Raw genomic sequence first — 14,864 nt, 5'->3', positions numbered from 1 at the left:
AAGCGGGGATAGGACCCATGAAAATTGTTATGGCGATTATCAAGCCATTCAAGCTGGAAGAAGTCCGTGACGCCCTGACCGCCATCGGCGTTCACGGTCTCACGGTGACGGAAGTCAAGGGGTATGGCCGCCAGAAAGGCCATACGGAAATCTATCGCGGCGCCGAATATGCCGTGAGCTTCCTGCCCAAGATCAAGATCGAGGTCGCTGTCGCCTCCGACCAGGTCGACAAGACCATCGACGCCATCACGTCCGCTGCGAAAACCGGACAGATCGGCGACGGCAAGATCTTCGTCATCAACCTCGACCATGCGGTTCGCATCCGCACCGGCGAGGCCGATGCCGCGGCCCTCTGATTTCGCGCTCAACCTTATCCAAGCAGGAGTGAATATTATGACGTTCAAGCGTCCCTATGGCGCGGGATTGGCGGCTCTCGCAGTCGGCCTGTTCGCTGCGACCGCAGCCTACGCCGAGCCAACGGTCAACAAGGGAGACAACGCCTGGATGCTGACATCGACAGTGCTCGTGCTGTTGATGACGATCCCCGGCCTCGCGCTGTTCTACGGCGGTCTCGTCCGTTCCAAGAACATGCTCTCCGTCCTGATGCAGGTGTTCTACACCGTCTGCGTCGTCACCGTGATCTGGGCCGTGTACGGCTACAGCCTCGCCTTCACCGGCGGCTCCGACTTCATCGGCGGCTTCTCCAAGGCCTTCATGATGGGCGTCACCACCGACTCGAAGGCCGCGACCTTCTCGGTCGATGCCAACATCTCGGAGCTCATCTACATGTGCTTCCAGATGACCTTCGCGGCGATCACGCCCGCCCTCATCGTCGGCGCCTTCGCCGAGCGCATGAAGTTCTCGGCGATCGCGCTCTTCATCCCGCTCTGGGTCACGCTGATCTACTTCCCGATCGCGCACATGGTCTGGTACTGGCCGGGCCCGGACGCGATTCAGGATGCTGCCAAGGCTCTTGCTGCGGCGGGGGATGCGGCGGCGAAGACCGCGGCGCAGGCCAAGCTCGACGAAATCAACGCCGACGCCGGCTGGATCTTCAAGAAGGGCGCGATCGACTTCGCGGGCGGCACGGTGGTGCACATCAACGCCGGCATCGCAGGTCTCGTCGGCGCCCTCCTGATCGGCAAGCGCGTCGGTTACGGCAAGGAGCTGATGGCTCCGCACTCGCTGACCATGTCGATGATCGGCGCCTCGCTGCTCTGGGTCGGCTGGTTCGGCTTCAACGCCGGCTCCAACCTCGAAGCCAATGGCGGCGCAGCCCTCGCCATGACCAACTCCTTTGTCGCCACCGCAGCCGCCGCGCTGTCGTGGATGTTCGCGGAGTGGATCGTGAAGGGTCACCCGTCGGTGCTCGGCGTCATCTCGGGCGCCGTCGCGGGTCTCGTGGCCGTCACGCCTGCCGCCGGCTTCGCCGGTGTGATGGGTGCGATCGTCCTCGGCCTCGTGGTCGGCGTGGTCTGCCTGTTCTTCTGCACCGTCGTGAAGAACGCGCTCGGTTACGATGACAGCCTCGACGTGTTCGGCGTGCACTGCATCGGCGGCATCGTCGGCGCTCTCGGCACCGGCATCCTGGTGAACCCGGCCCTCGGCGGCGCCGGCATCATCGACTACACCGCGATCCCGCCGAAGGTTGCCGATTACGACTTCGCGGCGCAGATGGTCTCCCAGATCTGGGGCGTCTGCACCACGCTGGTGTGGTCGGGCGTCGGTTCGGCGATCCTCTACAAGGTCGTCGATGTGATCGTTGGCCTCCGCGCCAATGTCGAGAGCGAGCGTGAAGGCCTCGACATCACCGAGCACACCGAGCGCGCCTACAACATGTAACTCCTCCCGGGGCGCGGTTGCTTCGGCAATCGCGTCCACAACTACGGTTCGGGCACATACCCGGCAATGCCCAGACCGTTGAGGGGCTCCAGCGCAAGCTGGAGCCCCTTTCTTTTTGGTCAGGGCGTTGAAGAAAAGCATTGCCATTCCGCACCACCGGCGCAGAAATATCGACCACAAGAAACAACAAGCGGGAGGTCGTCATGCGTTTGGAAGGCGGATGCTATTGCGGCGAAGTGCGCTACGTGGCCGAGGGCGAGGCGATGATGCAGGCCCAGTGTCATTGCCGCGAGTGCCAGTACATCTCGGGCGGTGCACCCAACACCTTCATCGCGATGCCGGCGGCCGGCTTCAGCTACATTTTGGGTCAGCCCAAGCAGTTCACGCGCAAGGATCTCGAGCGCGCCGTCACGCGCGAGTTCTGCGCCGAGTGCGGCACGCATCTGGTGACCAAGGTTCCGGGATTGCCGGCGGCAATCCTGAAAGTCGGCACCCTCGACGAGCCCAAGCAGTTCCAGCCGCAGATGGCGATCTACACCTGCGACATGCAGGAATTCCACGCGATTCCAGCGGGCATGAAGACATTCGAGAGGCTGCCGGGGCGCTGAGCTGCATCGGGACAGTCTCTACGTGGACTCTCACCCGCGCCTTCGGCGCGACCTCTCCCGCAAGCGGGAGAGGTGAGGAACCGGCGCGGCCCGGTAATCCCGCATCCCGTTGTTATCCGGTCTCAATATTCCTGCTCTGGACGCAGGCGGCGGCCGATGGTTAATCGCGTCTTAACCTCGCCCTATCTATGGTGAACTGAACCGCTTCCCGCCGGCGCCTATGGTAGCGACCGGCCGTTCCAAGAGTACTGGCGCCCAGAATGGTCATGACCGCTTCATCCCGCGCGCCGCAGGCCGGTGGAAGCTCCAACAACGAACGCTCCCCCTTCGTCCGGCTGAACGAGCTGCTGGCGCCGCATCAACCCGGCAAGCCCTTGATTTCGCTCGCGGTTGGCGAACCGCAGCATCCGGTGCCTGATTTCGTCGGCCCGGTGCTGGCCAAGCACATCGCCGATTTCGGCCGGTACCCGATGAACCAGGGTACCGAGCCGTTCCGCCAGGCAGCGAGCACCTGGCTGTCGTCGCGCTTCAAACTGCCGCGGCCGCTCGACCACCGAAGCGAAATTCTCGTCCTCAATGGCAGCCGCGAGGGACTGTTCCTCGCCGCGATCGCGGCAGCGCGCTATGTCGGCCCGCGCCCCGGCAAGCCGGCCATCCTGATGCCGAACCCGTTCTATCCGGTCTACGGCGCCGGTGCCCTCGCAGCCGCGTGCGAGCCGGTCTATCTGCCGACCACTGTCGAGAACGGCTTCCTGCCCGATCTCGATGCCATCGACGAGGCGACGTTGGCGCGCACCGTGGCGTTCTATCTGGCCTCGCCTGCCAATCCGCAGGGCTCGGTCGCCTCGCGCGACTACTTCACACGCCTGAAGGGTCTCGCCGACCGCTACGGCTTCATGGTCCTCAGCGACGAATGTTATTCCGAGATCTACACCCGCGAAGCACCGGGCAGCGCGCTCGAATGCGCGGGTGCGGATTTCACCCGCGTGGCCGCGTTCCAGTCGCTCTCGAAGCGCTCGAACCTGCCGGGCCTGCGCGTCGGCTTCGCCGCCGGCGATAAGAGGTTCATCGGCATGTTCCTGGAATTGCGCAACATCGCCGCACCGCAGGTACCGGTGCCGCTCCAGCACGTCGCGACCTTTGCCTATGGCGACGAGGCACATGTCGAGGAGAACCGCAGGCTCTACCGGATCAAGTTCGATCTCGCCGACCAGATCATCGGCAATCGCTACGGCTATCGCCGGCCCGATGCCGGCTTCTGCGTCTGGCTCAACACGTCCGCGATCGGCGACGACGTGTCCGTGACGCTCAAGCTCTTTAGGGAAGCCGGCGTGCGCGTAGTGCCCGGCAGCTTTTTGGCGCGGCAGCAGCCCGACGGATTCAATCCCGGCGCGGGCTACATTCGCCTCGCGCTGGTGCAGGATAGCGAGACCACGGCGCAGGCGCTGCATCGCCTGGTCGAGACTCTGGGTTAGGCGGGCCCATGAGCATGTCGGCAATCGAACGTGTCATTCCACTGGTCGGCCATCTGCCGCCGTCGATCCGCGAGGGTCTGGCGCGGCGCATGCGCGAGCTCAGTGGCCTTGGCCTGATCGCGCTTGCGGGCGTCGCCTCGGCCGCACTGATGACCTGGTCGGTGCAGGATCCCAGCCTCAGCCATGCCACCTCGCGGCCGATCCGCAACATCCTCGGTTATGCCGGCGCGATCGGCGCCGATCTCGCGATGCAGATCCTCGGGCTCGGCGCCATCATGCTGGTCCTGACCGTTGCGGTCTGGGGCTGGCGCATGATGACGCATCGGCCGTTCGACCGCGAAGCGCTGCGGCTCGGCGCCTGGATTCTCTGCACGGTGATCGCAGCGGGCTTCGTCAGCTGTTGGCCGCATGGCGGCGCCTGGCCGCTGCCGACCGGCCTCGGCGGCGTGGTCGGCGACGCCCTGGTGCGTGCGCCCGCGGTGATTTTCGGGCCGCCCGGCACGATCTATCGCATCGTGCTGGGCACGATCCTGTTCGCCGCGATGGCGGCGACCTTCCTGATCGCCTGTGGTCTCGGCGCCCGCGAGCGAGACGAGGAGTTCGCGGCGATCGAGGATGACGACAAGCCGCTCGACGAAGACGAGGAGGGCGATCGGGGCTCGGTGTCGCTGGGCTGGTTGTTCCATGCGCTGATGAGTACGAAGGCGCGTCTGATCTGGCTGTGTGGTGCCGCCTACCGCTCGCTGGTTTCGAGCGCTCCGAAGAGCAAGGCCGCACAGTTCAGCCGCCAGGAGCCGAATCTCGGCGGCGGCCGCGCCGCGCCCTCGATCTCGCCGCAGTCCGAAGACGAGGACGACGAGGGTTACCGCGAGGAGGAGGAAGAAGAGGAGCAGGAGGAGGAAGAGGAGCCCGCCGCACGCGCGCCGCGCAAGAAGGCTGCGCCGAAGACTCCCGCCAAGAAATCCTCCGATAAGTTCGATCTTCCCTCCGTCTCCATGCTGGCTGCGCCGAAGGCCGGCGATCGCCAGCCGCTCAGCAAGGCCGAGCTGGAGAACAATTCGCGCTCGCTCGAAGGCGTGCTGCAGGATTTCGGCGTGCGCGGCGAGATCGTCAAAGCCAATCCGGGCCCCGTGGTCACGCTGTACGAGCTCGAGCCGGCGCCCGGCATCAAATCGTCGCGCGTGATCGGGCTTGCCGACGACATCGCCCGCTCGATGAGCGCGCTGTCGGCGCGTGTCGCCGTCGTGCCGGGCCGCAATGCGATCGGCATCGAGCTGCCGAACGCGCATCGTGAAAAGGTTTACCTGCGCGAGCTGCTGGTCGCGAAAGAGGCGACCGACACGGTGGCAAAGCTGCCGCTGTGTCTCGGCAAGACCATCGGCGGCGACCCTGTCATCATCGACCTCGCGCGCACGCCGCACATGCTGATCGCCGGTACTACCGGCTCCGGTAAGTCGGTCGCGATCAACACCATGATCCTCAGCCTGGTCTACCGGCTGCGCCCGGACCAGTGCCGCCTGATCATGGTCGATCCGAAGATGCTCGAACTTTCCGTCTATGACGGCATTCCCCATCTGCTCACGCCCGTCGTGACCGACCCGAAGAAGGCGGTGGTCGCGCTGAAATGGGCCGTGCGCGAGATGGAAGAGCGCTACAAGAACATGGCCAAGCTCGGTGTGCGCAACATCGACGGCTACAACACGCGCCTGCTCGAATTGAAGGCCAAGGGCGAGGAGCCGACGCGCACGGTGCATACCGGCTTCGACAAGGAGACCGGCAAGGCGATCTACGAGGAAGAGAAGCTCTCGCTCGACCCGCTGCCCTACATCGTCATCATCGTCGACGAAATGGCCGACCTGATGATGGTCGCCGGCAAGGACATCGAAGGCGCGGTGCAGCGCCTCGCGCAGATGGCGCGCGCCGCCGGTCTACACGTCATCCTCGCCACGCAGCGTCCGTCGGTCGACGTCATCACCGGCACCATCAAGGCGAACTTCCCGACCCGCATCGCCTTCCAGGTCACCTCCAAGATCGACAGCCGCACCATCTTGGGCGAGATGGGCGCCGAGCAGCTGCTCGGCCAGGGCGACATGCTCTACATGGCCGGCGGCGGCCGCATCAGCCGCGTGCACGGACCTTTCGCTTCCGACGAGGAAGTCGAGAAGGTGGTGCGCCACCTCAAGACGCAGGGCCAACCGGAATATCTCGAGGCGGTCACCGCCGAGGAGCCCACCGAGGACGAGGACGGCGCGGTGTTCGACGCCACCGGCATGGGCGGGGATGGCGGCGGCGATCTATTCCAGCAGGCGGTTGCGATCGTCAAACGCGACCGCAAGGCCTCGACCAGCTACATCCAGCGACGTCTGCAAATCGGCTACAACCGCGCCGCTTCGCTGATGGAGCGCATGGAACTGGAAGGCATCGTCGGTCCCGCCAACCACGCCGGCAAGCGCGAGATTCTGGTCGAGGAAGAAGACAGCCATATGTGAGGCAAGCCGCCTCGAGACTTCATTTCACGCAAAATCGATATCTGCTTTTGCCCGAAATCACGCTAAAAGGCGCCTAGCCACACAGGACGACGCGTTGATCAGACATCCGGACATTCGATTCGCTGCCACCGTCGCTGCGCGAAGCGCGCGCATGGCTGGCGTGCTGCTCGTCACCGCCGCGATGGTGACTGCGTCGTCCCTGGCGCAGACCGTGCCCGTGCCGAAGCCCGCGCCGAAGGGCCGTGACGGTGCTCAAGCCGGAGGCAGTGGACCCGCCGTTACCGGCGCGATGCAGACGCCGCCGAACCCGGTGATCCCGGATCCGCGCCGCAACGTGCCGAGCAGCATCTTCCAGACCTTCGATGCCAACCAGAAGGCCCAGGCGGCCAAGGTCAGCGCCTATCTCTCGTCGCTTCAGACGCTGGTCGGGAATTTCGTCCAGGTCGGCCCCGACGGCAGCAAGACCCAGGGTGATTTCTACATCCAGAAGCCGGGCAAGGTGCGCTTCGAATACGACGCGCCGAGCCCGATCGACATCGTCGCCGACGGATCGTCCCTGGTCGTGCGCGACCGCAAGCTCGCCACCCAGGACGTGTACCCGTTATCGCAGACGCCGCTGCGCTTCCTCTTGTCCGACCGCATCGACCTGATGAAGGACACCAATGTCGTTAGCGTCTCGGCCGACGACGTCTTCGTCAGCGTCACCATCGAGGAGAAGCAGGCGCTGGTCGGCACCAGTCGCCTGCTCCTGATGTTCGGCGCCAAGGACGGTCAGCTGAAGCAGTGGACCGTCACCGACCCGCAGGGCTACGACACCACGATCGCGGTCTACAATCTGGATTCGAGCAAGAAGCTCGATCCCAGCATGTTCAAGATCGATTTCACCAATTACGGCCCCGCGCCGGGTTGAACACTTCGCTGCCGGAGGGTGGGCAAAGCGAAGCGTGCCCACGATTTTCGGGCTCGAAAAGACGGTGGGCACGGCGCTTTGCGCCTTTGCCCGCCCTACGAGAGCTTGCTAAGACGCAATTCCCATGCGTCTTTCCCTGACAACCTGGAACATCAATTCGGTGCGGCTGCGCATCGACCTGGTCGCGAAATTCCTCAAGAGCGCGCGGCCCGACGTGCTGTGCCTGCAGGAGACCAAGTGCATCGACGATGCCTTTCCGCTGAAGCGCTTCAAGCGGCTCGGCTATGAGCACGTCGCGCTGAACGGGCAGAAGGGCTATCACGGCGTCGCCATCGTCTCGAAGATTCCGTTCGAGGCGACGGACATCCGCACCTTCTGTGACAGGGTGGATCCCCGCCATATCTCCGTGTCGTTCGGCGACAAGGCCGGCATCGCAAAGCCGCTGGTGCTGCATAATTTCTACGTGCCCGCCGGCGGCGACATCCCCGATCCCCTCGTGAACGAGAAGTTCGATCACAAGCTCCGCTTCCTCGACGAGATGAAGGCATGCGAGCCGCTGCATCCGCGTGGGGAAGACCGCCACATCCTGGTCGGCGATCTCAATGTCGCCCCGCACGAGAACGACGTGTGGTCGCACAAGCAGCTTCTGAAGGTGGTCTCGCACACGCCGGTGGAGACCGAGAAGCTGAAGGCCGCGCTCGAGGCCGGCGAATGGATCGACGTCGCACGAGACCGTATTCCGATGACCGAGAAGGTCTACACGTGGTGGAGCTACCGTTCCGCCGACTGGACCGTCGGCGATCGCGGCCGCAGGCTCGACCACATCTGGGTGTCGCGCGCGTTGAAGGATGCGGTCAGCGATTTCAAGATTCTGCGCGACGCGCGCAGCTGGGAGCGGCCCTCGGACCATGTGCCGGTCACGGTGACGCTGGACGTGTAGGCCACCGGAATGGCGGGTGGAGAGCTACGACGTCAGCTTCGCACCTGCCATCAGGATATCGCTGGCGATCTGGCTGGAGCGCACCGCGAATTCGTCGCGCAGGCGGAGCGCGGCGGCGGGGTCGCTTTCGAGCACGCGCTGGAACAGGCTGCGGGCGACGCGGATGACGGAGGAGTGCTCCAGCGCGATCGCGCTCGATGGCCGTTTCATCGGCACCACCAGTGCGAGCTCGCCGATCAACGCGCCGGGACCGGCGATCATTTCGGCGCCGGCGCCGTCCTCGACCCGGAAGGCGCCGCGTTGGACCACGAAGCCGGCATCGGCATCGTCGCCGAGATTGAACAGGGTGTCGCCGCGGACGAAATCACGCTGCTCGGAACCGATCGCCAGCATGCGCAACGAGGCGTCGCCCAACAGGCGCAATGTCGGGACTCGCTCGAGAAGCGCTACGTCGTCGTCGATTGACATTCAGATCCGAGGCTCAAGGGCATGCGATCTAAAACGATTCGCACGCCCTTCGAGCGTATCACGGCACCAGCTTGTAGCCACCGGCTTCCGTGACCAGGATTTCCGGGTTGGCGGCGTCCTTCTCGATCTTCTGGCGCAGACGGTAGATATGGGTTTCCAGTGTGTGGGTGGTGACGCCGGAATTATAACCCCACACCTCCTGGAGCAGTGTCTCGCGCGAGACCGGCATCTGGCCGGCCCGGTAGAGGAAGCGGAGGATGGCGGTTTCCTTCTCCGTGAGCCGCACCTTGCGAGCATTCGCTGCGGTCAGCATCTTGGAGCCGGGCCGGAAGGAGTAGGGGCCGACCGAGAACACCGCGTCCTCGCTGGCCTCGTGCTGGCGGAGCTGGGCGCGGATGCGGGCCAGCAGGACGGCGAAGCGGAAGGGCTTTGCCACGTAGTCGTTGGCGCCGGATTCCAGCCCCAAAATCGTATCGGAATCGGTGTCGTGCCCGGTCAGCATGATGATCGGAGCCTTGAAGCCGCCCTTGCGCAAGGAGCGGACCACCTCGCGGCCGTCGGTGTCGGGCAGGCCCACATCCATCAGAACGAGATCGGGAGCGTTGGCCTTGGCGGCGCTCGCACCTTTGGCGCCGGTATCGACGGCGGAGGCTTCGAATTCTTCGTGTAGCGATAATTGCTCCACCAACGTATCGCGCAGATCGGTATCGTCATCCACGATCAGGATCTTGCGGGCATTGGCCATAGGGGGTCATCCTTTTGGGGTCCGACTCGGCGCGCATCCATGCTGCACCCAGTCGTGAGGGGAAGTTTAGGGGTCGCCGTTATTATTGTTATTCGTGTTGAAGTAGTGGGCTGTCACCGATTCACAAGCCAGAAGCACTCTAACTCAGAATAGCAGGGCGTTTTGATGAATGTCCTGTAATGAATCCGACATTGCACGTTCACATGAAAAACAAAGCTACTTCAATCGGTTACCCCATGAATCGAAGTATCGGCCCGCTCTCCGCGATCCGCGTTAAGCCTGCTGCCGGCAATCCGCGCCGAGGCTGGCTGACGGCGGGATCACTGACCATACCGGTCGCGCTGGGGCAGGGCGGCATCCTGGCCAACAAGCGCGAGGGCGACGGCGGCACCCCCAGGGGCAGCTTCCGTCCCCGGCGATTGTGGTGGCGGGGCGACCGGAACAGCCGTCCGCAGAGCTTCCTCCCGGCCCGGATCATCACCGGCGAGGATGCCTGGTGCGAGGACCCACAAGACCGCCATTACAACCAGAGCATCCGGCTCGGTGAAGGGCAGGGCGGTGACCGGCTCAAGCGCGCCGACCACCTCTACGATTTCATCATCGAGATCGACCACAACACGAAACCGCGGATCGCCGGTCGTGGCAGCGCGGTATTTTTGCACCTGGCCCGCGACAATTTCGGTCCAACTGCGGGCTGCGTCTCCATGACGAAATCTGCGATGCTGCAGTTGCTGCGGCGCCTTGGCCCGCGAACAAGAATCATCATCGGGTGAGGATCGATGCTCGACAAGGATCAGATCGCGGCCGCATCGCGCGTGCTCGTCCGACATTGGCGCGACGGCGCCAAGCTTGACACGCTGGAGACGCGCTTGCGGCCGCAAAGCCGCGCTGAGGGATACGCCATCCAGGCTGCGCTCGAGACTCAGTCGCTTGGACAATTGTTCGGCTGGAAGATCGCGGCCACCAGTGTCTCCGGACAGAAGCACATCAATGTCACGGGACCGCTGGCCGGTCGCATCCTGAGCGACACCGTGATCGCCGACGGCGGCACCGCCTCGATGAAGGGCAACGCGATGCGCGTCGGCGAGCCCGAGTTCGCCTTCCGCATGGGGCGCGACCTGCCGCCGCGCGCGGCGCCGTACGCGATCGAGGAAGTCCTGGCCGCCGTCGACAGCTTCCATCCCGCGATCGAGATTCCCGATTCACGCTTTGCCGATTTCGTCAGCGCGGGCGAGGCGCAGCTCATCGCCGACAATGCCTGCGCGCATCTGTTCGTGCTGGGATCAGCGACGACTGCGAATTGGCGCACGATCGATCTCGTCGAGGAGCGGCCGCAGATCACGCTGCGCGGCGAGCGCTACACCGGCCACGGCAAGAACGTGCTCGGCGATCCCCGCGCCGCGCTCGCCTGGCTTGCCAACGAGCTCTCCGGGCTCGGCATCACCTTGCGGACAGGGCAGGTGGTGACCACAGGCACGTGCCATCCTCCGCTGCCGATCGCGGCCGGCGATCATCTTGCGGTGGATTTCGGTGTGCTGGGGACGGCGTCGGTGGGGTTTGAATAGGCGCGACACACACCGGTCATTGCGAGCGCGTCTCTCTCCACGCTTCATCGAGAGCCGTTGCCGGGCACGGCCATCGCTAACGGCTCCTACCTGTGCCCGAAGATGGCACTTCCCACCCGCACATGGGTGGCGCCGAGCATGATGGCGGTGGCGAAATCCGCGCTCATGCCCATCGACAGATTGCTCAATCCATTGCGCGCGGCGATCTTGGCAGTGAGGGCAAAGTGCGCGGCCGGCGGTTCGTCGACCGGCGGGATGCACATCAATCCGGAGATCGTCAGCCCGTAGGTGTCGCGGCAGGCGGCGAGAAAGGCGTCGGCTTCGCCCGGCGCAACGCCGGCCTTCTGCGGCTCCTCGCCGGTGTTGATCTGGACGAAGAGCTGCGGGTGCTTGTTCTGGGATTCGATTTCCTTGGCTAATGCTTGGCAAATGCTCGGACGATCGACCGAATGGATGGCATCGAACAGCGCCACCGCCTCTTTCGCCTTGTTGGATTGCAGCGGGCCGATCAGATGCAGCGCGATGCCGGGGTAAACCGACGACAACGCTGGCCACTTGCCTTTGGCCTCCTGCACCCGATTCTCGCCGAATACGCGCTGTCCGGCCGCAATGATCGGGATAATAGCATCCGCGGCAAAAGTCTTGGACACCGCGATCAGCGTCACGGAGGCGCGATCGCGTCGCGCATCCTTGCAGGCGCGGGCGATTTCGGCTTCGACCGCGGCGAGCGCGTTTGGTGAATGGCCGGTTACCGGCGCGGCGTTGGCTTCTGTCATAACGTCGTCTGGTTGTGCTCGGAGCCGGAGGTAAGTCCAATTTTACCGAGTTCAAGAAACAGTTTTTGAACCCTTCGCTTTACCTTGGCCCACGGGGTGGGTAACGAAGATGGCAAGCATTAGTCTCAACCGCAAACGAGCGAAACTCAAGCAGGTTCTCGGAATCCGGGCGCGGCTCGCGTTGCTCGCGGTGATTCTGGTGGCGCCCTTGATGCTCGAGCGCATTCGCTCGCTCGAAGACACCCGCACCCGGCAGATCGCGCAGGCCGCGGTTGAATTCACCACCGTCGCAAGGCACAGCGCCGATGCGCAGCGCGAGGTGATCTCGTCGGTCGAAACCATCCTCAAATCGGAAGCCTTCATTCGCGCCTCCGCCGGCGGCATCAGCAAGAGCTGCGACGTGCTGCGCGCGAGCCTGCCGTCGAACCTGCCCTGGATCCGCACGCTCCTGATCGCCGGCCAGGACGGTCGCATCCAATGTGCCACCAACCACATGTATGTCGGCCTCGACCTCAGCGACCGGCCCTATTTTCAGCAGGCCCAGGAGACCGGCCGCTTTGTGCTGAGCGATTTCATCCTGTCGCGGCCGGTGCCGACGCCGACCGTGATGGCGGTCTATCCGGTGTCCGCCTTCAGCGGCGTATCCGATGCCGTGGTGCTCGCCACGGTCAATCTCGACTGGATGTCGAAGGTGATGAGCAATCTCGGCGGCCGCGCCGGCATCACGGCGGTACTGGTCGACAGCGCCGGCACTGTGCTGGCCGCTCCGGCCGATCAGCACAGCGCGGTCGGCCGTCCCCTCGACAATATGCCGCTGATGTCGGCCATCGCCGACCGGGCGCTGCGGTCCGACCAGGATGAAGGCTCACTGTCCTTTCTCGCCGCCGACGGCTCCCGCCGCGCGGTCAGCTACATTCGCATCGCCGGCACCAATGCCCGTCTGATTGCCAGCATCGACGAGGACAAGGTGTCGGCGGCGGTCAGCCGCGACATCCGCACCGCCTATCTCCAGCTCGCTTTTGTCGTCGTATTCGTGCTGCTCGGCGCGCTGATCGCCGCCGAAAAGCTCGTCATCAAGCCGATCGAGATGCTGTCAGACATGGCCAAGCGTCTCGGCGAGGGCGATCTGTCGGCCCGCGCGGCGCGCAACCGCCTGCCGGCCGAGTTCGTGCCGCTGGCCCGCGCGTTCAACGCGATGGCCGCACAACTGAGCCAGCGCGAGCGCGAGCTGATCGCCAGCAACGACCGGCTGACGGTGATGGCCTCGATCGACATGCTGTCGGGGCTCGCCAACCGCCGCGGCTTCCAGAGCCGGCTCGACTTCGAGTGGATGCGCGCGCAGCAATACGGCAGCGACCTCGCACTTCTGATGATCGACGTCGACCATTTCAAGCTGTTCAACGACACCTATGGCCATCTCGAAGGCGATTCCTGCCTGCCCCGCCTCGGCGAGTCGCTCTCCGGCATCGCCGCCGACACGATGGGCTTTGCCGCCCGCTATGGCGGCGAGGAATTCTGCCTGCTGCTGCCGAACACCGATGTGAACCGCGCCGTCGAGATCGGCGAGCAGGTGCGCGCGGCCGTGCTGAAGCTGTGCCTGCCACACATCACCTCCGCCCACATGATCGTCACCGTCTCGATCGGCGTTGCCGCGACCAAGCCTAACGAGGCCTTGCGCCCCGGCGACCTCATCGAAGCTGCCGACGCCGCGCTCTATGCCGCCAAGCACCGCGGCCGCAACAATGTTGTCGAACACGGCGTGCAGGCGATCGAGATCGAGGCGACTGATATCATGATGGCGGCCAGCGCGTAGTCAGCGGTTGCTTCACCTCGCCCCGCTTGCGGGGAAGAGGCATCGTCTCGCCCGAGCCTATCCCGCAGCTCCGTCGCGATCGAGCTCGGCCTCGGTCACCACGCGATTGCGGCCGCTGCTCTTGGCGAGATAGAGCGCGCGGTCGCAGCGCTCGATGAGATCGGTGATCGCTTCGCCGGCCCGGTACTGCGCCACGCCGATCGACACGCTGATGCTGGGAAGGATCTCGCCGGTCGAGCGGCGCGTGATCGTGCATTCGGCGAGCGCGCGTCTGATGCGTTCGCCGATCTCGGCGCAGGCGGCGAGATCGGCGTCCGGCAACACCGCGATCAGCTCCTCGCCGCCATAGCGGGCCGGCAGATCCTGCTCGCGGACCTTTTCGCGCAGCACTTTCGCCATCAGGCGCAGCACCTGGTCGCCGACGCCGTGGCCGTAATTGTCGTTGAAGGTCTTGAAGTGGTCGATGTCGAGCATCAGCACGCTGAGCGGCTCGCCCCATGCCGCAGTCGTCTGCGCCTTCCGCAGGAATTCGTCGAGCGCCCGCCGGTTTGCAAGGCCCGTCAGCGTGTCGGTCCGGGCGCGCTGCTCGGACCGCGAGAGCGAATCGCGGATCACGTCGAGCTCGCGGGTCTTTTCGGCAAAGCCCGCTTCCAGCTGCGTCGCCCTTGTGGCGGCGCGGGCCAGCTCGTTCATGAGCTGGGCGACCAGCACCTTCGGATCGACGCCGGCCTGGCCCTGGTCCGCCACCTGGCTGATGACCTGCATCTGCGAATGGTTGTCAGCGATCGCGGTCGCCAGAAATTCCTTGGCCGCACCCATCAGGGCCTGCAGCCGCTCGGAGGTGTCGACCATGACCGCGCTCACCTGGGGTGCGACGTAGGTCTCGAACAGATCCTGATTGGTTCGGGCGTCGAATGGGCGATTGTGGTCGATCAGGAGATCGATCGCGTTGCGCAGATCATCATGGCTGCCCGCGAAATATTGGTACCAGACCGCAAAATTGGCCGGGGTCGGCGCAATCCGCTGTTCGGCCATGCTGCGCATCGCCCGTCCAGCGATGGAGGCGGCATAGTCGTAATCGGGATCGTCGAAGCTGGAATGCATTTGCGGTAACGCGGCCTTGTTGGGCCGCAAATTGGCATCGACCCCTTAATCACACGCCAACGTGGGCCCTCGTAGTTATGCGGAGGCGAGGGCAAAGTTCCAAATCGCGGCAACCCATTGACCCCCCGA

The 14,864-nt window shown here is 64.6% G+C and carries 14 protein-coding genes; 10 read left to right on the top strand and 4 right to left on the bottom strand.

The window, feature by feature from the left end; genetic code table 11:
• Window positions 1-17 precede the first annotated feature (17 nt).
• From X268_RS32960 to xth, 7 genes are all read left to right on the top strand, one after another.
• Window positions 18-356 carry a P-II family nitrogen regulator gene (locus X268_RS32960; RefSeq protein ID WP_008142813.1) on the top strand — a complete coding sequence of 113 codons (339 nt, stop codon included), beginning with the start codon at window positions 18-20 and terminating at the stop codon, window positions 354-356.
• A 37-nt stretch (window positions 357-393) separates the two neighbouring features.
• Complete coding sequence (locus tag X268_RS32955) at window positions 394-1,842, top strand: ammonium transporter (RefSeq protein WP_128928811.1); 1,449 nt, start codon at window positions 394-396, stop codon at window positions 1,840-1,842.
• Between the two features lie 203 nt (window positions 1,843-2,045).
• Window positions 2,046-2,450: a GFA family protein gene (locus X268_RS32950; RefSeq protein ID WP_128928810.1), complete on the top strand. Its 405-nt coding sequence runs from the start codon at window positions 2,046-2,048 to the stop codon at window positions 2,448-2,450.
• Between the two features lie 260 nt (window positions 2,451-2,710).
• Window positions 2,711-3,925: an aminotransferase class I/II-fold pyridoxal phosphate-dependent enzyme gene (locus tag X268_RS32945; protein WP_128928809.1), complete on the top strand. Its 1,215-nt coding sequence runs from the start codon at window positions 2,711-2,713 to the stop codon at window positions 3,923-3,925.
• Window positions 3,926-3,933: 8 nt separating this feature from the next.
• Window positions 3,934-6,414, top strand: coding sequence for a DNA translocase FtsK (locus X268_RS32940; RefSeq protein WP_128928808.1), 2,481 nt, complete (start codon window positions 3,934-3,936; stop codon window positions 6,412-6,414).
• 151 nt (window positions 6,415-6,565) lie between these two features.
• Window positions 6,566-7,324: an outer membrane lipoprotein carrier protein LolA gene (locus X268_RS32935; protein ID WP_128928807.1), complete on the top strand. Its 759-nt coding sequence runs from the start codon at window positions 6,566-6,568 to the stop codon at window positions 7,322-7,324.
• A gap of 124 nt (window positions 7,325-7,448) precedes the next feature.
• On the top strand, window positions 7,449-8,264 hold the full coding sequence (xth, locus tag X268_RS32930) for an exodeoxyribonuclease III (protein WP_128928806.1): 816 nt from the start codon (window positions 7,449-7,451) through the stop codon (window positions 8,262-8,264).
• Between the two features lie 24 nt (window positions 8,265-8,288).
• On the opposite strand, the gene X268_RS32925 is transcribed toward xth, so the two are convergent.
• Window positions 8,289-8,732: a cyclic nucleotide-binding domain-containing protein gene (locus tag X268_RS32925; RefSeq protein ID WP_128928805.1), complete on the bottom strand. Its 444-nt coding sequence runs from the start codon at window positions 8,730-8,732 to the stop codon at window positions 8,289-8,291.
• A gap of 58 nt (window positions 8,733-8,790) precedes the next feature.
• Window positions 8,791-9,477: a response regulator transcription factor gene (locus X268_RS32920; protein ID WP_007598630.1), complete on the bottom strand. Its 687-nt coding sequence runs from the start codon at window positions 9,475-9,477 to the stop codon at window positions 8,791-8,793.
• Window positions 9,478-9,680: 203 nt separating this feature from the next.
• Here X268_RS32920 and X268_RS32915 point away from each other — a divergent pair, with 203 nt between their 5' ends.
• Both X268_RS32915 and X268_RS32910 read left to right on the top strand, forming a co-directional pair.
• Window positions 9,681-10,250, top strand: a complete 570-nt coding sequence (locus tag X268_RS32915; protein WP_164938210.1) for a L,D-transpeptidase family protein — start codon at window positions 9,681-9,683, stop codon at window positions 10,248-10,250.
• A 6-nt stretch (window positions 10,251-10,256) separates the two neighbouring features.
• Entirely contained in the window at window positions 10,257-11,042 is a 786-nt protein-coding gene (locus tag X268_RS32910; RefSeq protein WP_128928803.1) for a 2-keto-4-pentenoate hydratase, read from the top strand.
• Between the two features lie 86 nt (window positions 11,043-11,128).
• Here X268_RS32910 and X268_RS32905 read toward each other — a convergent pair whose 3' ends face one another.
• The gene (locus X268_RS32905) at window positions 11,129-11,818 is read right to left on the bottom strand and encodes a YggS family pyridoxal phosphate-dependent enzyme (RefSeq protein ID WP_128928802.1); all 690 of its coding nucleotides are present in this window, start codon (window positions 11,816-11,818) and stop codon (window positions 11,129-11,131) included.
• 109 nt (window positions 11,819-11,927) lie between these two features.
• Between X268_RS32905 and X268_RS32900 the strand changes: the two genes are divergently transcribed.
• Entirely contained in the window at window positions 11,928-13,631 is a 1,704-nt protein-coding gene (locus X268_RS32900; protein ID WP_128928801.1) for a diguanylate cyclase domain-containing protein, read from the top strand.
• 57 nt (window positions 13,632-13,688) lie between these two features.
• On the opposite strand, the gene X268_RS32895 is transcribed toward X268_RS32900, so the two are convergent.
• Window positions 13,689-14,735, bottom strand: a complete 1,047-nt coding sequence (locus tag X268_RS32895) for a GGDEF domain-containing protein (RefSeq protein ID WP_208764404.1) — start codon at window positions 14,733-14,735, stop codon at window positions 13,689-13,691.
• Window positions 14,736-14,864: the final 129 nt, after the last annotated feature.

The organism is Bradyrhizobium guangxiense, assembly GCF_004114915.1.
Lineage (GTDB): Bacteria > Pseudomonadota > Alphaproteobacteria > Rhizobiales > Xanthobacteraceae > Bradyrhizobium > Bradyrhizobium guangxiense.
The sequence above is the reverse complement of the archived record's forward strand: the minus strand, read 5'-3'. Positions and strand labels throughout refer to the sequence as shown.

Excerpts from the sequence above, each read along its gene's own strand:
- X268_RS32960 (WP_008142813.1), top strand. The coding sequence starts at position 18 with ATGAAAATTGTTATGGCGATTATCAAGCCATTCAAGCTGGAAGAAGTC.
- X268_RS32955 (WP_128928811.1), top strand. The coding sequence starts at position 394 with ATGACGTTCAAGCGTCCCTATGGCGCGGGATTGGCGGCTCTCGCAGTC.
- X268_RS32950 (WP_128928810.1), top strand. The coding sequence starts at position 2,046 with ATGCGTTTGGAAGGCGGATGCTATTGCGGCGAAGTGCGCTACGTGGCC.
- X268_RS32945 (WP_128928809.1), top strand. The coding sequence starts at position 2,711 with ATGGTCATGACCGCTTCATCCCGCGCGCCGCAGGCCGGTGGAAGCTCC.
- X268_RS32940 (WP_128928808.1), top strand. The coding sequence starts at position 3,934 with ATGAGCATGTCGGCAATCGAACGTGTCATTCCACTGGTCGGCCATCTG.
- X268_RS32935 (WP_128928807.1), top strand. The coding sequence starts at position 6,566 with ATGGCTGGCGTGCTGCTCGTCACCGCCGCGATGGTGACTGCGTCGTCC.
- xth (WP_128928806.1), top strand. The coding sequence starts at position 7,449 with ATGCGTCTTTCCCTGACAACCTGGAACATCAATTCGGTGCGGCTGCGC.
- X268_RS32925 (WP_128928805.1), bottom strand. The coding sequence starts at position 8,732 with ATGTCAATCGACGACGACGTAGCGCTTCTCGAGCGAGTCCCGACATTG.
- X268_RS32920 (WP_007598630.1), bottom strand. The coding sequence starts at position 9,477 with ATGGCCAATGCCCGCAAGATCCTGATCGTGGATGACGATACCGATCTG.
- X268_RS32915 (WP_164938210.1), top strand. The coding sequence starts at position 9,681 with ATGAAAAACAAAGCTACTTCAATCGGTTACCCCATGAATCGAAGTATC.
- X268_RS32910 (WP_128928803.1), top strand. The coding sequence starts at position 10,257 with ATGCTCGACAAGGATCAGATCGCGGCCGCATCGCGCGTGCTCGTCCGA.
- X268_RS32905 (WP_128928802.1), bottom strand. The coding sequence starts at position 11,818 with ATGACAGAAGCCAACGCCGCGCCGGTAACCGGCCATTCACCAAACGCG.
- X268_RS32900 (WP_128928801.1), top strand. The coding sequence starts at position 11,928 with ATGGCAAGCATTAGTCTCAACCGCAAACGAGCGAAACTCAAGCAGGTT.
- X268_RS32895 (WP_208764404.1), bottom strand. The coding sequence starts at position 14,735 with ATGCATTCCAGCTTCGACGATCCCGATTACGACTATGCCGCCTCCATC.